19 protein-coding genes and 1 pseudogene are annotated in these 19,726 nt (G+C 55.6%); 12 read left to right on the top strand and 8 right to left on the bottom strand.

Annotated elements, in window-relative coordinates:
• Positions 1–199: 199 nt before the first annotated feature.
• From rpsG to Q0O07_RS10545, 5 genes are all read right to left on the bottom strand, one after another.
• Entirely contained in the window at positions 200–670 is a 471-nt protein-coding gene (rpsG, locus tag Q0O07_RS10565) for a 30S ribosomal protein S7 (protein WP_125229576.1), read from the bottom strand.
• Positions 671–747: 77 nt separating this feature from the next.
• Entirely contained in the window at positions 748–1,119 is a 372-nt protein-coding gene (gene rpsL, locus Q0O07_RS10560) for a 30S ribosomal protein S12 (RefSeq protein WP_295442718.1), read from the bottom strand.
• Positions 1,120–1,301: 182 nt separating this feature from the next.
• Positions 1,302–1,823 (bottom strand): isoprenylcysteine carboxylmethyltransferase family protein, encoded by a 522-nt coding sequence (locus Q0O07_RS10555; protein ID WP_295493399.1) that lies wholly within the window; start codon positions 1,821–1,823, stop codon positions 1,302–1,304.
• Positions 1,820–2,851: a type III polyketide synthase gene (locus tag Q0O07_RS10550; RefSeq protein ID WP_295493396.1), complete on the bottom strand. Its 1,032-nt coding sequence runs from the start codon at positions 2,849–2,851 to the stop codon at positions 1,820–1,822. Before Q0O07_RS10550 ends, Q0O07_RS10555 begins: the two co-directional genes overlap by 4 nt.
• A gap of 35 nt (positions 2,852–2,886) precedes the next feature.
• Entirely contained in the window at positions 2,887–4,278 is a 1,392-nt protein-coding gene (locus Q0O07_RS10545) for an alkaline phosphatase PhoX (protein ID WP_295493394.1), read from the bottom strand.
• 103 nt (positions 4,279–4,381) lie between these two features.
• On the opposite strand from Q0O07_RS10545, the gene gltX reads away from it, so the two are divergent.
• The 7 genes and pseudogenes from gltX to Q0O07_RS11250 form a co-directional block, all read left to right on the top strand.
• Positions 4,382–5,878: a glutamate--tRNA ligase gene (gene gltX / locus Q0O07_RS10540; protein ID WP_295493392.1), complete on the top strand. Its 1,497-nt coding sequence runs from the start codon at positions 4,382–4,384 to the stop codon at positions 5,876–5,878.
• Positions 5,875–6,564, top strand: coding sequence for a uracil-DNA glycosylase (gene ung / locus Q0O07_RS10535; protein WP_295493390.1), 690 nt, complete (start codon positions 5,875–5,877; stop codon positions 6,562–6,564). The genes gltX and ung overlap by 4 nt, the downstream gene beginning before the upstream one ends.
• A gap of 46 nt (positions 6,565–6,610) precedes the next feature.
• Positions 6,611–6,904, top strand: coding sequence for a hypothetical protein (locus Q0O07_RS11255; RefSeq protein WP_367271071.1), 294 nt, complete (start codon positions 6,611–6,613; stop codon positions 6,902–6,904).
• Positions 6,808–7,173: a hypothetical protein gene (locus tag Q0O07_RS10530; RefSeq protein WP_295493387.1), complete on the top strand. Its 366-nt coding sequence runs from the start codon at positions 6,808–6,810 to the stop codon at positions 7,171–7,173. Before Q0O07_RS11255 ends, Q0O07_RS10530 begins: the two co-directional genes overlap by 97 nt.
• Positions 7,170–7,982 carry a peptidylprolyl isomerase gene (locus Q0O07_RS10525; RefSeq protein WP_295493385.1) on the top strand — a complete coding sequence of 271 codons (813 nt, stop codon included), beginning with the start codon at positions 7,170–7,172 and terminating at the stop codon, positions 7,980–7,982. Before Q0O07_RS10530 ends, Q0O07_RS10525 begins: the two co-directional genes overlap by 4 nt.
• Positions 7,979–8,968 carry a HupE/UreJ family protein gene (locus Q0O07_RS10520; RefSeq protein WP_295493383.1) on the top strand — a complete coding sequence of 330 codons (990 nt, stop codon included), beginning with the start codon at positions 7,979–7,981 and terminating at the stop codon, positions 8,966–8,968. Before Q0O07_RS10525 ends, Q0O07_RS10520 begins: the two co-directional genes overlap by 4 nt.
• Before the next feature lie 122 nt (positions 8,969–9,090).
• A pseudogene (locus tag Q0O07_RS11250) lies at positions 9,091–9,360 on the top strand (PilZ domain-containing protein); the annotation flags it as partial.
• Here the strand turns inward: Q0O07_RS11250 and Q0O07_RS11245 are convergent.
• Positions 9,345–9,665 carry a hypothetical protein gene (locus tag Q0O07_RS11245; protein ID WP_367271074.1) on the bottom strand — a complete coding sequence of 107 codons (321 nt, stop codon included), beginning with the start codon at positions 9,663–9,665 and terminating at the stop codon, positions 9,345–9,347. The pseudogene Q0O07_RS11250 and the gene Q0O07_RS11245 sit on opposite strands and share 16 nt — an antisense overlap.
• A gap of 308 nt (positions 9,666–9,973) precedes the next feature.
• Here Q0O07_RS11245 and Q0O07_RS10510 point away from each other — a divergent pair, with 308 nt between their 5' ends.
• From Q0O07_RS10510 to Q0O07_RS10500, 3 genes are all read left to right on the top strand, one after another.
• A complete protein-coding gene (locus Q0O07_RS10510; RefSeq protein WP_295493377.1) occupies positions 9,974–11,239 on the top strand; it encodes a nucleoside transporter C-terminal domain-containing protein in 1,266 nt (421 codons plus the stop codon).
• A 159-nt stretch (positions 11,240–11,398) separates the two neighbouring features.
• Positions 11,399–11,725 (top strand): DUF6481 family protein, encoded by a 327-nt coding sequence (locus tag Q0O07_RS10505; protein ID WP_295493375.1) that lies wholly within the window; start codon positions 11,399–11,401, stop codon positions 11,723–11,725.
• Positions 11,726–11,855: 130 nt separating this feature from the next.
• On the top strand, positions 11,856–14,777 hold the full coding sequence (locus Q0O07_RS10500; RefSeq protein WP_295493373.1) for a pitrilysin family protein: 2,922 nt from the start codon (positions 11,856–11,858) through the stop codon (positions 14,775–14,777).
• 134 nt (positions 14,778–14,911) lie between these two features.
• On the opposite strand, the gene Q0O07_RS10495 is transcribed toward Q0O07_RS10500, so the two are convergent.
• Positions 14,912–15,583 carry a nitroreductase gene (locus tag Q0O07_RS10495; RefSeq protein WP_295493371.1) on the bottom strand — a complete coding sequence of 224 codons (672 nt, stop codon included), beginning with the start codon at positions 15,581–15,583 and terminating at the stop codon, positions 14,912–14,914.
• A gap of 383 nt (positions 15,584–15,966) precedes the next feature.
• Between Q0O07_RS10495 and Q0O07_RS10490 the strand changes: the two genes are divergently transcribed.
• The gene (locus Q0O07_RS10490; protein ID WP_295493369.1) at positions 15,967–16,329 is read left to right on the top strand and encodes a response regulator; all 363 of its coding nucleotides are present in this window, start codon (positions 15,967–15,969) and stop codon (positions 16,327–16,329) included.
• 99 nt (positions 16,330–16,428) lie between these two features.
• Positions 16,429–19,209: a PAS domain-containing hybrid sensor histidine kinase/response regulator gene (locus tag Q0O07_RS10485; RefSeq protein WP_295493367.1), complete on the top strand. Its 2,781-nt coding sequence runs from the start codon at positions 16,429–16,431 to the stop codon at positions 19,207–19,209.
• Positions 19,210–19,498: 289 nt separating this feature from the next.
• Here the strand turns inward: Q0O07_RS10485 and Q0O07_RS10480 are convergent.
• The coding region (locus Q0O07_RS10480; RefSeq protein ID WP_295491175.1) for an integrase core domain-containing protein at positions 19,499–19,726 on the bottom strand (228 nt) is incomplete at its 5' end.

The following is a 19,726-nucleotide window of genomic DNA, read 5'->3' as shown; positions in this document are numbered from 1 at the left end:
CGGCGTCGATATGCGCCATAATACCGATGTTGCGATACATATTGAGTGGATGGCTGCGTGCCATATTCGTTACTCCAGTGCGGGGCTGCGGTTCGCGCTGCCCTATAGGGAAAGGGGCTGGTTTATGCCAGCCCCCGATTTACGCTTTTTCAAACGGGTCATCTCGACGAAAGCCGAGATGACGGAAAAATTCATGCTGTTACCAGCGATAATGTGCAAACGCCCGGTTGGCTTCTGCCATACGGTGCGTATCTTCACGTTTTTTGACAGCGTTGCCGCGGTTCGATGCGGCATCCATCAACTCACCCGACAAACGGGCGGCCATGGTAGTTTCACTGCGGTTACGGGCAGCGCCGATCAACCAACGAATCGCAAGTGCCTGCGCGCGCTCTGGACGCACTTCGCAAGGAACCTGATAGGTCGCACCACCCACACGGCGGCTGCGGACTTCGATCCCTGGCTTTACGTTATCCAGCGCCTCATGGAAGGTCTGGATAGGGTCTTTCTTGGCGCGGGCTTCAACCGTTTCCAAAGCACCATAGACGATACGCTCCGCTGCTGACTTCTTACCGTCCAGCATCAGGTTATTCATAAACTTCGAAAGCACGATATCACCGAATTTGGGATCGGGAAGGATGATGCGCTTTTCGGGACGACGACGACGTGACATATTTTATTTCCTTTATCTCATGGGACCAGTGGCAGCGCAGACGCGCGCCAATCGGGCCAGCCAATGGTACGTTCGAATTACTTCGGACGCTTTGCACCATATTTGGAACGCGATTGCTTACGGTCCTTGACGCCCTGCGTATCGAGTACGCCGCGAAGCACGTGGTAACGCACACCGGGAAGGTCGCGTACGCGGCCGCCACGGATAAGCACAACGCTATGTTCTTGAAGGTTGTGGCCTTCGCCTGGGATATAGGAAATAACTTCACGCTGGTTGGTCAGGCGAATCTTCGCAACCTTACGCAAAGCCGAGTTCGGCTTTTTCGGGGTCGTTGTGTACACGCGGGTACAAACGCCGCGCTTCTGAGGATTTTGGTCCATCGCAGGGACCTTGGACTTGACCTTCTGAGGGGTCCGGCCCTTGCGGACCAGCTGGTTAATCGTTGGCATATCTTCACCTTTGTTAAGCGGTTACTTTAGGTGGCAAGGCGTTTTTTGCGGTGGAGGCTCAGCCTTTGATCCACCCGACCTGACACATAATGTGCTGCTATTCTGCGTATTTCCCATGGGCCAAAGAGAATCATCTCTCCGGCTTCAGGAATGCGGGCCATTAGCGCCCGCTGGCTATCGGGTCAAGTAGTGCTGCCACGCTCCGTCAGCACGGCATTTTCAATCCTGATTCGCCACCATAATAACGCGGCATTCAAGATCGAGAAGGTAATCGCCATGGCAGGTGCGCCGAGAAGAAGCGGCAGAACCGCAATCTCCAGTACGACCAAAGCATAATTGGGGTGTTTGATGAAGCGGTAAGGGCCGCGCCGCACGCGCGGGAAATGTGGCGCGCTGATGATCCGTGTGGTCCACCATCGGCCAATGCTCGCCAGCGTCCAGAAGCGGAAGGTTTGGCTGGCGATGAAGATGTTGAGCAATAGCATGTCAGGCGCGGGCGTGGGCGCGGCAAACAAGGCGATTGCGGCCAACCAACCGCCGTGGAGGATAATGAACAAGGGATAATGCTTCGCCCCGTGCTCTCGGCCACCTTCGGCCAGCAAGCGGCGGGTGTTGGCATTGGCATAAGCCAGTTCAGCCAGCCGCTGCAGGATGACATACGCAAAGACGATGAGCGCCCAAATTGGCCAGTCAAACGGCGTCATGGCTTGAGGAGTCCCATCGCACCAACAAAGCCAGGCCCAAGCGCAGTCAACAAGGTGGGTTTGTCCATCGGCCCGGCAGCAAGCAACGCTTCCAACACAAACAAAACTGTTGGCGAACTCATATTGCCATGATTGCGCAGGACTTTACGCGTCGCGGCTAGATCATGGCCCAGATAATCCGCCAACGCATCGACCACGCGTCCACCCCCCGGGTGGCAGGCGGGTTCAGCCATGTCCGCTTTGGTTAGGCCTTGTTTTGCGATAAAATCGTCGCAGACGGGCGCAAAATGGCTATTCACGAAAACAGGTATATCGCGCGCGAGCACCAGATCAAACCCTGTATCGCCAATCTTCCAGCCCATCATATCGAGCGTGTCGGGCCAGACATGGCTCGCAAATGCATCCAATTGCGGTCCTGACCCAGCGCCAATGACCGCAGCGGCACAGCCATCGGCAAAAAGTGCCAGCGCGACCATGTCTTTTTTGTCCATGCGGGCATGGTCGTAAGCGAGGCTGCACAGTTCAAGGCTGACCAGCAGGACCGGCTTGTCGGGGCACGCACGATGCAGGTCAGCCGCAACGCCAAGGCCAATGACCCCGCCAGCACAACCATAACCAAATAAGGGCACGCAGCGTGTATTGGGCGCAAAACCCATTTTCGCTATCATCCGGCTTGGCAGGCTGGGCGTCATTGTTCCTGTGGTCGATACAAAAACAATCTGCCCTATGTCAGCCGCCTGCAAATGCGCACGCGCCAAAGCCTGCATGGCCGCCACTTCAAAAATCTGTGCGGCGACAGCTTCGTAAACGCTTGCGCGCTTTGCCCAGCTTCTGGGGTCAAAATAATATTCGGGCGGCATGGCTATATGGCGCTGCGAGATACCGGTGTTGCCTAATATTTCAGCCATGCGTGGTGGTAGGGCCTGCCCTTTGGCCACAGCCAAAATCGACAGGACATCATCTTGCGTGATGCGGTGCGGCGGCACGGCGGTGCCAAGCGAAATGAGTCTGGGGAGAATCTGCTGCATGAGCGGTAACCGCTACGCCCGATCAAAAGTTTCCGCTAGGTAGACTTTACCCTAGCCCATGGCCCCGTGATCGCCAGCGTCATCGTCGGCTCCATCATGTTGACAAACATTGTCGAGCCATCGGGCGAAAAACAGCCCCCCGCAAATTCTGTCTGCACGCGGCTTCGGCCAATCATGTAAGTCTGCCCCTTTGCCGTGACGCCGCGCAAATGGTTGTTTGAAATGTCGGTATATTGGTCCTCACACACTAACAAATGGCCTGTTGGCATCACAGCGATATTGTCGCCATAATTGTAAAAGGCAGGATTGGCCGATTCCATGAACAAGTCGATGATCCCCGGCGCTTCGGCCTCCCGCAGCGACCCTTCATCTGCCGATGGAACATAGCGAAAAATCTGACCATATTTTGCCGTGCCGCCATTGGTGCAAGCAAAGAACAATTCGCCATTTCCCCAAAAAATCCCTTCGCCACGCGCAAACAGCGCGGCACCTTTCGCGGCACCTTGTTTACGCAAGTCATCCTGAGGGCTTTCGGGATCTGATAGCGGGACCCACTTCACCTGATATTGGCGACCTTTGCTGACCTGAACCTCATTCCAGTTTCGCGTGTCGCTAATTTCGGCCTGAACAAAGGCCAAGGCCTCCAGACGTCCACCTTTGGCAAGTTGTCCCTTTGCATTGGGGATGAAGCGATAGAGTAAACTGTCGCCACGGTCTTCGGTCAGGTAAACAATACCCGTGCGCGGATCAACGCACGCGGCCTCATGGTTGAAACGCCCCATGTCCTTTAAGGGTACAGGCGTGACAAGGCCTTTCTGCGTAGCGGGAACTTCAAAAATATAGCCATGGTCTTTGCCGACACCGCTGCCAGCGCGTGTGACATTTTCCTCGCAGCTCAGCCAGCTTCTCCATGGCGTAATCCCGCCAGAGCAATTGCGGATCGTGCCGGAAAGGCTCAAAAACTCGCTCTCGCATTGGCCGGTCTTCATATCATAGATCAAAGTCGTCGTGCCACCGGGCAAGGGCATCGATTTGTCATCCGCCATGCGGTCATAAGCTGGAAAATCTTTGGCTACATTCCCGGTGAAGGGCCCGAAATCCTGCTCCTCAATGGCAAGCTCATGGTTACGGATGAGGGCGACCTTACCCTTCCCCAAATCGATAGCGCCCATGCCGTCGGCGGAGTTTGGCACTAAATAGCCATCATCCATGATGGTGCCGAGCCGGGAAATGACGCGATAATCAAAGCCTTTGGGCAGGTCGATCAGGTTATTTGGGTCACGCATCAAGGGGCCATAGCCATATACTTCATTGGCTCCAGCGGTGGGCGCCTGCGAAATGGCACGCGCGGCAAGCCCTGCAAACGCGATGCTGCCAAGACCAAATCCGAACTGCCGCCTGCTTATCGAAAAATGGCTGCTTTGCATGATCCGCTCCTATTAGTTTGGCCTTTACCTGCACCGGAAAGATGACAATGCCGTTGCAGCTTGATAGAGCGCGGACAAACCAAACCAAAGGCATTTGTTTCTCATGAAAGTACGGACCCGCGTCGCACCATCCCCCACCGGCGACCCACATGTCGGCACCGCCTATATTGCGCTCATCAATTATTGCTTTGCCAAAAAGCATGGCGGCGAATTTCTGTTGCGGATTGAGGATACAGATCAAGCACGGTCAACACCGCAATCGGAAAAAATGATTTTGGAATCGCTGCGCTGGCTGGGCCTTAGCTGGGACGAAGGCCCGGATGTTGGCGGCCCACATGGTCCCTATCGCCAGTCTGAACGCAGCGCGATTTACACCGCCCATTGCGACCAGTTATTGGCCGACGGCCATGCGTTCAAATGCTATTGTACGCCAGAAAAGCTCGCGGCCGCACGCGCCGCGCAAATTGCGGCGAAGCAACCCCCCAAATATGATGGCACCTGTTTGGCGCTCACCTCTGACGATATCGCAAAGCGCGATAGCGACGGCGTGTCGCACGTTGTCCGGATGAAAATTCCATCGACGGGCACATGCATTGTTCAAGATACGCTGCGCGGCGAAATCGCGTTCGAATATGGGGTCGTTGACATGCAGGTGCTGATGAAATCGGACGGCCTGCCGACTTACCATCTCGCCAATGTTGTCGACGATCACCTCATGGGCATCACCCATGTCATGCGCGGTGAGGAATGGATTTCGTCTGCGCCAAAACATCTGTTGCTGTACCAATATTTCGGCTGGGAGCCGCCGGTGCTTACGCATTTGCCATTGCTCCGCAACGCAGACAAATCGAAGCTTTCGAAGCGTAAAAACCCGACCAGCATCTTATATTATCAACGCGCAGGCTATCTCCCGCAGGCGATGCAGAACTTCTTGGGCTTGTTCATCAAATCGGCCAGCGAAGAAGATGAAAAAACCTCACTGCAAACACTGATTGACGAATTCGACGTTCACAATATTTCGCTTGGCGGGCCAGTGTTCGACACGTCGAAGCTGGATTGGCTCAATGGCCGTTATTTGCGGGAAGAACTTAGCGTTTCGGAATTCTTGGAAGCGGTGAAGGCGTGGGCGCTGAATGACAGTTACCTTACCCCTATCGCTGAAATGGCGCAGGCGCGGATTACCAAAATGTCGGACTTGGGCGGCCTGACAGCGATGTTCTTCATGAACCGGATTGACGGCATGACCGCAGAGCGGTTGCGCGATGGTGTGAAGCTGGAACAGGATGCACAACGCGCCGCCTATGCCCTTGGGTTGCAGCAGTTCGACGGCATGATCGACTGGAACCGGGACGGCGTCGAAGCGACGTTGCGCCGGACCGCCGAGGTTTTGGACGCGAAGTTAAAGGACGTCATTCGCCCCTTCTACATCGCCATCACCGGCAGCGCGCAGGGCGTGCCTTTGTTCGACGCAATCACCCATTTGGGCCGCGACATCATAAGAGAGCGGTTGCGCCATGCGATGGAATTGCTTGGCCCTGCTACGTCTAAAGAAATGCAGGCTTGGACCGATTTGCTGACCGCGCCGCCCAAGGCCGAATGACCACTTTCGCGCTGCCGCAGGATTGGCAGACGCCCCTAAGGGCGGCGCTTGTCACGCCAGAGACGCTGGCGCTGCAAGGCTTTCTCGACGCCGAACTTGCGGCAGGCAAAACGATTTTCCCGCCGCAGGGCGCATGGTTCCGGGCGCTTGAGCTGACGCCGCTAGACAAGGTGCGCGTCGTCATTTTGGGGCAAGACCCATATCATGGGCCGGGGCAAGCACATGGCCTGTGTTTCAGCGTGCCGCCTGACGTGCGTCCTCCGCCAAGTATTTCTTATATTTACAAAGAGTTAGGAAGCGACTTGGGCCTGCCCCGCCCGCAGCATGGCTTTTTGGAGCATTGGGCGCAGCAAGGCGTGCTGTTGCTGAACAGCGTCCTCACGGTCGAAATCGCCAAAGCGGCGTCGCACAGCAAAAAGGGCTGGGAGCCGTTTACAGATGCGATTATTGCGCAAGTGAACGACAAGGCAGAGCCAGTCGTCTTCATGCTTTGGGGCGCTTATGCCCATAAAAAGGCGGCGAATGTCGATAGCCGCCGCCATCTGCTGCTCAAGGCCGCGCATCCATCGCCTTTGTCGGCGCATAACGGTTTTTTGGGCTGCAAGCATTTCTCGCAATGCAACGCCTTTCTGGTTAAAAACGGGTTCCCGCCGATTGATTGGACACTGCCCGATGTCGTTGCATGAGTAGCCCGACCGTCGTTTCAACCCATTGAAAGATGAATGGATTTTGGTGTCCCCGCATCGGACCAAAAGGCCATGGCAGGGTCAGCAGGATAGGCCCGGCGCAGCCTGTAGAGTAGAAAAAGACAAACCCTTGTTTCGTGCGGCTCTTGCCAATGGAACCTGTAGAGTCATTTGCTTTTCGCTCGACCATGGAAAGACGTTGCCGGAAATGTCGGTGGCCGACATCCGCAATGTGGTCGATAGTTGGCACGCGCGCGGCATGTCATTACCGAGAATCAGCGCAGTTTGGACGCAGCCGACGCGCTCGCCAAAAATGACCTCGCCGCGCTGGGTATATTGATGGCGCAAAGCCATCAGTCGATGCGCGACGATTTCGAAATCACTATTCCGGCGATTGATGATTTGGTAACGCTTTTGCAAAATGCGATTGGCATTCAAGGGGGCGCACGGATGACGGGTGGAGGATTTGGTGGCGCGGCGGTGGCGATCATGCCGCGTGCGCGCGTGGCGGATGTGCAGGCCAGCATAAAAGCGGCCTATAAAACGCCAAATGGCGATGCGCCGCTGATCATGATTGAGCGCCCCGGCTCCGGTGTCGCCATTTCATGATATATGATTGGATGAAGCAGGCTCTGCGCGAGCCCTTGGTGCATTTCCTTGGCGCAGGGTCGGCCCTGTTTCTGCTGATGGCGCAGCTTGGCGGCGAAGACAGCCTTGACCGCAGTATCACGATCAATGAAGCGGATGTCGCGCGGCTCGCGTCGCAATGGGAACAGACGTGGCGGCGCGCGCCGACCCAGCAGCAGCTCGACAGCCTGATCCGCGATTATATCAAGGAAGAAATCTATTTCCGCGAGAGCATGCGCCTTGGGCTAGATGTCGATGATCCCGTCATCCGCCGCCGCTTGCGCGCCAAAATGGAATTTCTGGCCAATGCAGAAATCGAGAATATGGAACCCACCGAAGCTGCGCTGCAAAGCTTTTATGCCGCCAACAAAATCCGCTATGCCGCACAACCAGCCTTCAGTTTTGACCAGCAGTTTTTGGGCGAGGATGAAGAGATCGCGAAAGCATCAGTCCTTGCCATCAACGCCGGAAAGCAAGTGCAAGCACAGCCGCTGAGCGTATCGGCCAGCATGGACAAGGCGGCGTCGGACAGCATCGCCCGTGAATTTGGCGAGGCCTTTGCCGACAGCCTGCGCAATTTACCCAATGGGCGTTGGAGCGGGCCAGTAAGATCCGGTTTCGGCTGGCACGCCGCGCGCGTCCGCGATGTCGTGGCATCAGGGACACCGCCTTTGTCTGACATCCGCCAGCGCGTGTCCAACGACTGGCGTGCCGAAACGCAGGTCGCGCGCGAAGCGGCTGCCTATCAGGCGCTGCTCGACGGATATGACATTCGTATTGCCAAGCCGTGATTGTCCGCTTTTTCCTTTTGCTCTTGCTCGCAATTGGCTGCACGTCGGTTGCCCGCGCAGATGACTTGCAACCGGGCTATCTGGAAATTCGCGAGCGTGAAGCCTTTACCCACCAATATAAAATCACATGGAAAGCGCCGATCCGGCCGGGCCTTGCCGCGCGTGTCGTGCCAATATTCCCGCGCGATTGCACCGCGACCGAACCCGTGCGTAGCGTGGATGCCGCCGCGTTGCTGGCGCGCTGGGACATTGACTGCAATGCGACTTTAGCCGGCCGTTCGGTCCGCTTAAGCGGCATGGAGAACACACCAGCCGACGCGTTGCTGCGTTATCAATCCGCCAATGGGATCACGCAGGCCGCACGGCTAACGCCAGCCAACCCCATTGCTGTCATCATGCAAAAACCGGACCGGTGGCAGGTCGCGCGGACCTATTTTGTGACCGGCGTCGAACATATATTGATGGGATATGACCATTTATTGTTCGTGCTGTGCCTTGTGCTTTTGCTGAACGGCGCGTGGCGCATCGCGGCAACGGTGACGGCTTTCACGATAGCGCATTCGCTGACCTTGGTGGCAACGACGCTGGAACTTATCAGCCTACCCGGCCCGCCAGTGGAGGCTGCCATTGCGTTGTCGATTGTCTTCCTTGCCGTCGAAATACTGAAACGCAAACCCGGTGAGCTGCGCTTGTCGGAGCGTTTTCCATGGGTCGTCGCCTTTCTGTTTGGCCTGCTCCATGGCTTCGGCTTTGCAGGGGCGCTTGCCGAAATCGGATTGCCGCAGGGCGAAGTGCCGATGGCTTTGCTAACGTTCAATCTGGGCGTTGAGGCGGGTCAGCTTGTCATCGTCGGCGTGGCATTGTTGGCCTTAGGGGCGCTGCGCCGCGTGCATGCACTCTACGTCGCCCGGGCGCAGATGATCAGCGCTTATGCCATTGGCAGCATCGCCGTCATGTGGTTGCTGCAACGCGTCCTCCCGGCTTGAGCGGCCAAGCAGAAGTCTGAAACAACAGTATTTTTCCTATATTCTGCGCCTGATATTTATTTGTCATTCTGCAGGATTGTTAACGCGCTTCCGGCACTTGGGAGGGCGCAGGGAATGCCGCCATGCCAATGCCGCCGAGAGAAGCAAAAATCGAAACATCGATCGACAATCGAGAAAGGCGACGCCACACGCTCATTCTCGACTTTGAAGGCCGCGAAAACGGCACCGCGTCGGGTGCAGCTTTGGTCCACGACATATCGGATACAGGCTTACTCATAGAAACCACATGCGCCTTAGCTGTGGGTGAGGTCATAGAGGTCACCCTTGCCCCTATGGGCGTGATGGAAGCTGAAATCATGTGGGACGGTGGACAAATCTATGGCTGCAAATACACGCAAGAGAACCCGCAAGCAGCTGTCAGCGCGGAGCCCGTTGAGGGGCGCTTTACGCTGACACATTCTGTTGCAGAATCTGTGGCAGTGGATGCAGTCATCGACACTCCAATAAGCGGCATATTGGACCAAGATGCATCGGCCGCGCCCCTGTCACGCGACGGAAAATTTTGGGTCAACGTCGCGTTGGGGATTTGGTTATGGATCATCGTTGGCGCTGCGGTTTTCTGTTTGGCGCGCGCGCCTGTATCAATGGCATGCCGCAGCCCGGCGTTGGCCAGCAAGATGCGCCCGAATTGCGCCATTCCATAAAACAACACCACAATAAGCGGGACGGCCAACGCAAATTCGGTTGCAGATGCGCCGGAGTCATTTTTGCGATATTTGGACAATAGCATCACTGAATCCTTACCGAAGCATCGCCTTCAACCCGCAGCTATTCAGGCAAGCCCGTCGCAGAATCGATCCCACCCCATGATTTCGGCCAATCCCTGCATTTACCCCAGTCTTTATCGCGTAATTTAGTTAACACCTGCTGTTAGAATTCGGTAAGCAAAAGCTTAAAGGCAGTTGGCGTATAGCGCAGCTAAGGCTTGGCAGGATAAGGGCGGACATGGTGATTTTGCAGCAGGGACAGGGTTTGATTGGCATCGCGTTGATCCTGACGCTCGCTTGGGCCTTGTCCGAAGACCGCGCCGCACGGCCATCTTCGCGCTGGATTTTCGGCGCGCTTTTTGTGCAAATTGCCCTCGCGCTGGCGGTCACGCGCGTGCCGTTCATCTGGACCTTGGTCGGCTATGCCAATGATGCGGTCGCGGCAGTGGAAAAGGCGACATTGGTCGGATCCAGCTATATGTTTGGCTATACCGGCGGTGCGCCAATCCCCTTTGTGCTCAAGCCCGGCGTGGAACAGCCCGTCATCGTCGCGTTTCAAATCTTACCGCTCATCATCGTCTTTTCCGCGCTCTCGGCGCTTTTGTGGCATTGGGGCATATTGCGCGCGGCGGTCCGTGGCCTGTCCTGGGCCTTGCGCAAGACCTTAGGTGTCAGCGGCGTCGTTGGGCTGGGCGGCGGCGCGACCATGTTTTTGGGCGTAGTCGAATCCCCGCTTGTCCTGCGGGCGTGGTTTGAACGGATGAACAGGGCCGAATTGTTTATGATCATGGTGTTGATCATGGCCACCATCTCCGGCGCTATCCTTGTCTTATATGCCACCACCTTGGCCAAGACCGTGCCGAACGCCGTTGGCCATATGATTGTCGCCTCGCTGATTTCCTTACCCGCCGCCGTGCTCATCGCGCGCCTGATGGTCCCAGGCGACGGCAGCATGAGCGCCGCGGATGCCGACGCTGACCTGAAATATGAAAGCAGCATGGACGCAGTCATCAAAGGCACGATGGAGGGCATCCAATTGGTGCTGGCCGTTATCGCCATCATCATCGTCGTATTTGCCTTGGTCAATTTGACCGACCAGTTGCTGGCCCTGCTACCCCAAATGGATGCACAGCCCCTGACCCTCAAACGCATTTTTGGCTGGCTGTTCGCGCCGTTGATGTGGACCATTGGCATCCCATGGGACCAAGCACCAGCGGCAGGGGCATTGATGGGCACAAAGACCATCCTCAACGAATATGTCGCCTATCTTGATCTCGCCGCCCTGCCCGCCGACAGTTTTGACGCGCGCAGCAAGCTGATCATCACATATGCCTTATGCGGGGTTGCAAACCTTGCCAGCGTCGGCCTGTTGGTATCGACCATCGCCACGCTCGCCCCCACACGGCGCGCAGAGGTCTCCGCTCTAGGCATGAAAAGCTGGGTCGCCGGCAATATGGCCTCTGCGATGACGGGCGCAGTGATTGGCCTTGTCACCTTGGCCTGATGCTGGTTCAACCGATCATGGCGCGTGGCTGGCCAGCCGTGCCTATAATTTTAAGCGGATTGCAATTTGCCGTGGGGCGTCTTTGCCTTTAAGGCGTTATCCAAGGTCATCGCTGGCGTACGCCGCGTTGCCATCACACCCAATGGATAAAATAAGAATATGTCTTCATACAAAGAGCCGTCGTTTCAAGAGCGTGCAGCACTGGCCAATAAGGCGAAGCTGGACGCCGTTGATAAGCTGCGCGCAAAGCCAAAGCTCGACGAAGCGACGCTGGCCGCACGGCGCGCCGCCGCCGAAGCGCGTGAGCAAGCGCAAGCAAAAGCCCGCGCAGAAAAGCTGGCGGCCCGTGAACTGGAAAAGGCCGCGAAGCTGGAACGTGCGCAAATGTCCATCGAGCCCGCCGTGCCGACAAAAACCGACGAAGAACGCAAGCTGGAACGCGATGCCAGATATGCCGCGAGAAAAGGCCGCAAAGGCAAGAAATAGCCAACCTGCGGGGGCAGGCTACTGCGCGAGAGCGCCATTTCAGCAAAATCGACACAGCCCCAAAATCCCTATTGCCACCTGCCTATAATCTGATAGCTTTTCGCCTAAGCTATTAAATTAGGGAGATTTTATGATGGGTCGCAATTCTTCTTCTGCCAATCGCCGCGCAGGTAAAAAAACGTGGATGGTGCGTGCATCTGCGCTTGCATTTATATGTGCAGGGCTATCCGCGCCCGTTCTTGCGCAAACTGCACCCACCACACCAGAAAAACAACAATCGGCTAAAGCGCAGACCAATGGTATTCCCGCTTGGGGGCTGACCAGCAGCGATCTGCCTGCCGATCCCTCGGTCCTTTTTGGTATCTTGCCCAATGGCATGCGCTACGCGCTGAAGCGCAATGAAACGCCAAAAGGAACAGCCGTCATCCGCTTTGCTTTCGACGTCGGCATGCGTGATGCGCCGCCGGAGCAGGGTGGCGCAGCGCATTTTCTTGAGCATATGGCATTTAACGGTTCAACCAACATTCCCGAAGGCGAGTTGGTGAAACGGTTGGAACGGCTTGGCCTTGCATTTGGTGCGGACACCAACGCCGAAACCGGCCTTGAACAAACAACCTACAAATTAGACCTGCCGAATACTAACCCTGAGACCGTTGATAGCGCGCTCACTTTTATGCGTGAGATTGCTTCGGAACTCACGCTGAACAAAGGCGCGGTGGATCGTGAACGCGGTATCTTATTGTCCGAATTCCGCGTTCGGGACGTGCCACAAACGCGCCGCGCGCTTGATGCGATTGGCAAGCAAATGCGTGATCCGCGCTTTGGTCCGGCAATGGTGGGCACGCCCGAGACGATTGCCAATATCACCCCCGAACAACTGCGCGCATTATATGAAGGTTATTACCGTCCAGATCGTGCAACGCTTGTGATGGTCGGTGACTTTGATGTTACGGCAATGGAGCGGGATATCCGCACGCGCTTTGCCAACTGGAAAGCCAAAGGCACGGCAAAAGACAATTATGTCCCTAAAATTACGCCAACGGCATCCCCGATTATGGCGACGTTTACAGATCCATCGGTCCCAGAAATCATCCAATTTGATCGGGTCTCTCCTTATTCGCCGCCAAAAAACAATGTGGAAGAAAGTCGCCGCGATGTGCTTCAGGCTATTGCCGCCGCCGCCTTGTCCAATCGGCTCAACGAGCTAAGCCGTAAGGCAGACAGTCCCCTCATTTTGGGTCAAGCAGCCGTGCAGGACATCGCCCGGTCTGCGCGCTCGGCCACGATGATCATTGTCGCCAAAGACGGTCAATGGCTGCCTGCGATTAGCGTTGGTGAACAACAACTCCGCCAAGCAATCCAGTTCGGCTTTACCACCGCAGAAATTACTGAGGCAAAAGCCAATATTCGCACCGCATTGGAGAATATTGTCAAGCAAGAGGCTGGCGCATCCAGCGCAGGCATTGCCGACCAAATCGCAGCCGCGTCGTTGGCGGACAGCTTGTATCTTTCTCCGTCGGCAAATTTGGCATTCTACAATGCGTTTGAGGCTGATCTCACCGCGCAAGCCGTCAGCGATGCATTCCGTGCGGCATGGGCCGGAGGTCCTTCGCTTGTGCATGTCGCAACGAAACAGACAATCGCAGGCGGTGATTCTGCCGTGTTATCCGCGCTCGCGGCGAGCACAAAAGTCGCGGTCGCTGCACCAGTAGACGCAGCCACCAAGGCGTTCGCATATGACAATTTCGGACCGGCTGGAAAAATTGTTTCCGATACGATGATTGCTGATCTTGCTATTCGGACGATCCGCTTTGCCAATGGCGTGGAGCTGAATCTTAAAAAGACGGATTTTGAGCCCGGTAAAATCGCATGGTCTGCCAAAATTGGACAAGGCGAACAGCTTTTCCCGTCGGATAAGCCAGGCTTGGCCGTGCTGGTGCAAGTATTGACGTCCGTCGATGGCTTCAAAAAGCATAATATTGACGAGTTGCGCCGGATTACCGCCGGGCGTCAGGTTGCCATTGGTATGACCGTTGCAGAAGATGGGATTGCCGCAGGCGGCGGCACCACCGCGACGGATCTGGCGTTTCAGATGAAACTGCTGGCCGCCGGAGTGACGGATCCTGCTTATGATCCCGCAACGCAGGCGCAATGGGCTGGCATCGCCCCTGTAATTTCCAAGAATATCATGTCCAATCCTTCGCAGATCGCGGCACTGGCCGTCCCTTATATCTTGGCTGGGGAAGATGCGCGCTTTGGTATTATCAATGGCGATCAATTGGCGGCGCGGACGCTTGACGAGATGCGGGCTGTCATTGCGCCTCAATTGGCCAATGGCGTGATCCGGATAGGCTTGGTGGGTGATATTGACGAAAATGCAGCAATCGCCGCTGTGGCAGGGTCGCTGGGTGCGCTGCCGAACAGACGTGCCGTTGCTGCGCCGTCCATGACCGTGAAACCCGCGATATTCACACCCAATCGTTCGCTTCGGACCCTGAACCACACAGGTTCGGCTGATCAGGGCGCAATAGCGCTCGTCTGGCCAACGACGGATGACAGCGACTTTAAGGCATCTATCGCGCGTAACTTGCTGGCCGAAATAATGGGACTACGCCTGATCGATGTGCTTCGAGAAGAATTAGGCGCAACATACACGCCTAATGCCGCGTCGGAAGATTCCTCTACCTATAAAGGGTTCGGTTACCTGATCGCCTCAGCTCCTGCAGCGCCGAGCGCCATGGATGCTGTTGCCAAGGTTATCCGAAAGATTGCGACCGACTTGCGCGATACGCCTCCGTCTGCAGACGAACTTCTGCGCGCACGTAAGCCTATTTTGGAGCGATGGCAGCGTCAGGCACGCCAAAACAACAGTTGGAGAGGCCTGGTTGCAGAAGCGCAATACGACCCCGAACTGTTAGACTGGCGTCGAACCCGCATTGCACTAATTGGAGCGATCGGGCTCAACGACATTATGGAGCAGGCCAAGCTATATCTTGACCCAGCTGCCGCGGTGGAAACCCGCGTTGTTCCAAAACCTGCTACAGGCGGCTGAGTTTTTGAAGGGAGCAAATGCGTTAGCATTGACGCAAAGCGAGAGGCTGTCGGTAAAGATGATACCGACAGCCTATCTGCACGACTGCAGAAACTATCTCTATAGGGTCAGGTCCCTCGTATCAGGACTAGTTATCAGAAACCGACGAAGCGGACATTACCTTCAACAGGTTCGCGCTGCCGTTCAAAGCCGTTAACCGCCGCTGCATCGTCTCTATAGCCAATGGCGATACCGCAGAAGAAAATGTGGGTTTCATCGGAAACACCAATAAATTCCTTGATGAGCTTTGCATGCATGGCGAGAAATTCCTGCGGGCAAGTGTCCAGCCCTTCTTCACGCAGCAATAGCATGATCGTTTGCAGCCACATGCCGACATCCGACCATTGCGGCGACCCCATGCGGCGGTCGAAATAGCACAGCAATACCGCAGGGGCATTGAACGACATCACATTGTTGCGAACGAAATCGCTGCGCGCATCAGCGTCAGAGCGACCAATACCCATCGCTTGATACATGGATGCCCCTACTTGCGCCAAGCGCGCCTTGCATTCGGGAATAACCTCTGGTTCGGACCATGAATATTCCGGCGGGTCCTGCATAGGCGAAGTCAGCATTTTCTGCTGCATTTCAGCAAGCGGCGCGCCGGTCAGGATCGTTGCTTCCCATGGTTGAAAATTACAACCCGATGGCGCCCATCGTGCCTTGTCCATGACCCGGTGGAGTATGTCCAACGAGACGGTTTTGGGTGTAAACGCGCGGATAGAACGACGCGAAAGGACGGCTTGGCTAACAGTTAAATGGTTCATGCCGTTTTCCCTGCATATCTAAGTGCAATCGGTCAAGTCCAAGCCGCGTTCATCGACGCAGGCAAGATTATGTGATGACCGGAATTATGGAAAAAATGGTGCCGCCTATAGGATTCGAACGCACGACCCCCGCCTAACGAAGAATGCACAAACCAAGCAAAAACAGTGCTTTTATCACATTATTGTATTATCTGTTGTATAGTATTTATTAGAAAAATACTTTATTTTCAATATTTTGTTCGTATTTACCCGATCATGTTTCTTGTGAAATGCCAGTCTACGGAACATTTTGACCCGTCGCGAGTTTGCGCTTTTGACCAGTTTTCAATGGGCTGATTTGGGGGAAGAACAATTATGCCAAAATCACACAGTATGCAGAACTGATGGCTACCATCCTTATAGTTGAAGACGATGTTTTTATTCGCGAGAATCTTGCATGGATACTCAAAGATTTGGGCCACTACCCGCTGGCTACAAGTGACCTTGCAAGAGCGCTTGTGCACCTTGTAGCACCGCACCCAATTGACGCGCTATTCGTGGATATCCGTCTGGATGCGTTGGCATTTGGTGGATATGACGTCGCCAATCAGGCGATTGGGCTCAGGCCCCTTTTGCCTGTGCTCTACACCTCTGGCAGTTCGCTTACGCAGAACATGACTGAGCGGTTTGTCCCTGGCGGGCGCTTCCTGCAGAAGCCGTATTCGCCGGCTCAAGTCGAGACGTTACTCACAGAGATCCTTCACTAATATTTCCAAGACCAGCCGAAATCTTTGCAGAGGTCACGGACTAACACCGAGTCAGGACATGTCATCACCCTTACACCATCCGAAGCAGCCGCAGATAAAGTGCCCAATCCCACTTTCAACAACCTCGCAGGACCGACTGAAGAGTCGATTGTCAAAGCCGACGCTTTGCAACGCGCTATCTTTAACAGCGCCAACTTTTCCAGCATCGCGACCGACGCGAAGGGCGTAATCCAGATCTTCAACTTTGGCGCGGAGAAGATGCTGGGATATACTGCGGACGAAGTCATAAACATGATCACCCCAGCGGATATTTCGGACCCGCAGGAGTTGATTGTTCGCGCCCAGTGGCTAAGCGCGGAGTTGGCAACACCGATCACTTCGGGCTTCGACGCCCTAGTTTTCAAGGCGTCTCGCGGCATCGAAGATATCTACGAATTGACCTATATTCGCAAGGATGGCACGCGGTTTCCAGCCGTCGTTTCGGTCACTGCGCTGCGCGATGTGGCTGGCACTATCATCGGCTATTTGCTGATCGGCACTGACAACACCGCGCGAAAGGCCGCCGAAGAGGCGCTACTGCAGGCAGGGGCCCTGCAGAGCGCGATCTTCAACAGCGCAAACTTCTCGAGCATCGCCACCGATGCGCAAGGCGTGATCCAAATATTCAATGTCGGTGCCGAACGCATGCTCGGTTATACAGCGGCTGAAGTGATGAACACGATTACCCCAGCGGACATCTCCGATCCTCAGGAACTGATCACGCGCGCGCAGTCTCTGAGCGCTGAACTGGCCGCTGATATTACGCCCGGTTTCGACGCCTTAGTGTTCAAGGCGTCTCGCGGCATCGAAGACATTTACGAGCTGACCTACATCTGCAAGGATGGCAGTCGGCTGCCGGCAGTCGTATCGGTCACTGCCCTGCGCGATGCAGCTGGCATGATTATTGGCTATTTGCTGATCGGCACTGACAACACCGCGCGCAAGTTGGTTGAGGCGGAACAGAAAAAATCCGACCAGCGTCTGCGCGACCAGCAATTCTACACCCGCTCGTTGATCGAGTCCAACATCGACGCCTTAATGACCACCGACCCTTCGGGCATCATCACCGACGTCAACAAGCAAATGGAGGCGCTAACCGGATGCACCCGCGACGAATTGATCGGGTCACCGTTCAAGGATTGTTTCACTGATCCCGACCGGGCCGAGGCCGGCATCAAGCGGGTGCTTCACGAAAAATCGATTACCGACTATGAACTTACCGCGTGCGCGCGTGACGGTAGACAGACTGTGGTCTCCTACAATGCCACCACATTCTATGATCGCAATCGCACGCTGCAGGGGGTTTTCGCCGCCGCGCGCGATGTTACCGAGCGCACAAGGTTCGAGCAAGAACTACAACTCGCCAAGGTCGCGGCAGAGAGCGCCAGCCGGACCAAGTCCGATTTCCTCGCCAGCATGAGCCACGAAATCCGCACGCCGATGAATGCAATCATGGGCATTGCCGACCTGCTTGCTAAGACATCACTCACGCCCGAGCAGGACAAATATGTCCAGATCTTCCGCCGTTCGGGCGATACCTTGCTCAATCTCATCAACGATATCCTTGATCTGTCAAAAGTCGAAGCGGCGCAGCTTGAGCTTGAGCAGACCGATTTCGTACTTCGCGACCATCTGGAAAAGGTGATTGAAATGGTCATGCCGCGCGCGCAGGAGAAGAACCTCGTCCTGCTTTGCGAAATTGCCCCAAGCGTGAGCAATGACTTGATCGGCGATCCGACGCGGCTGCGGCAGGTTCTGCTGAACTTGCTCGGCAATGCCATCAAATTTACCGAGTCCGGCCATATCACGCTGGCAGTGGAGCCGGTTCAGGATTGCGCTACGCCCGCTGCCTTACGGTTTACGGTTAGCGACTCAGGTATAGGCATTACCGATGATAAGCTCACTGCGGTCTTTGAGCGTTTCGCCCAGGCCGATACGTCGACGACGCGCCGATTTGGCGGTTCAGGACTTGGGCTGACGATTTCCAAGCGGCTGGTAGAATTAATGGGCGGGCGCATTTGGGTCACCAGCGAAATAGGCAAGGGCAGCACATTCGGCTTCGTCGTCCCGTTCGAAATCGGGGCTGCTAATAATCGGTCGGTCGGCGAACTTAAAACCGCCGATATCGATACGCCGCTGCAGCCGCTGCGCATTTTGATGGCAGAGGATGGACCCGACAATTGTATTATCGCCTTGGCTTATCTCGCGGATACGCCCTATCAAGTCGACGTTGCCGAAACTGGGCTCATCGCCTGCGAGATGTTCAAGACCGGCGATTACGACCTAGTGCTGATGGATCGGCAAATGCCAGTGATGGACGGATTGACCGCGACCCAGAACCTGCGTGCATGGGAGAAAGAGAATTGTCGCAAGCCAACTGCGATAATTGCCCTGACCGCCTCAGCCTTGAAGGGCGACCGCGAGACGTGTCTCGCGGCCGGTTGCACCGCCTATCTGACCAAGCCGATCAAGCAGGATGTCCTGCTTCAGGCGATCAAGGATTATTCGGCGATCTTACCCGCCTCATTGCCGTCTGAAGACAGCGTTGCTTCTTCGCTTCAGCGTTCAGCCCGACGCCTCGCGAAGGTCATCCCCGCCTATTTGGAAAGCTGTCGGAAGGATGTCATCGTCATGCGCGAATCCTTGGACCGAGCCGACTATGCAACTGTGGCAACACTAGCGCATAACATGCGAGGGTCCGGAGGGGGTTTTGGATTTCAGGCAATCACTGACTTTGGCGCGGATCTTGAGCAGGCATCCGAGGACATAGACCTGAACAGAGCGTGCAAGCTATTACGTGAATTGTCTAGCTATCTCGAAAGTGTCGAAACAACTGTTTGATGTAAGGGATTGTGTCGGACAAATGGTTTTTCAAACAATCCTTCAATCGCGCGTAAATGGCATCCATCCCGATTTAATGGGCAAAGAGGACGGCCTAAAACGGCGTAAATTCCAAGGTTAGCGTATCGCGGTAAATCCCGGCGTAGCGTGCCGGTTGGGGTTCAACCGCAACCCGCATTTCCTCTGACTGCAGAGGCCCATTGCGCAGATCGAGCGTTACAACCGACGGCGTGGAGAGTGTAAGTCGCTTGTAAGATTGACGATCTAGCGGGACATCGACTGGGAGAGATTATAGCCTTTCGCGAAGGGCTTCATAGGGTGTTTTTCCGTTGAAAGCACCGTGCGGTCGGTTGAAGTTGTAGAAGTTCTCCCATTCGATGAGCTTGGCCTCGAGATCGACGTCGCCTTTGTATGACAGGAGCTGGTAAAACTCCTGTTGGTCTGAGCGATGGGATCGCTCGACTTTGCCGTTCAGCTGTGGAGTTCCACGTTTGATGTAAGCATGGCGGATGCCCTG

The organism is Sphingorhabdus sp. EL138, assembly GCF_945890115.1.
Taxonomy (GTDB): domain Bacteria; phylum Pseudomonadota; class Alphaproteobacteria; order Sphingomonadales; family Sphingomonadaceae; genus Sphingorhabdus_B.
The sequence above is the reverse complement of the archived record's forward strand: the minus strand, read 5'-3'. Positions and strand labels throughout refer to the sequence as shown.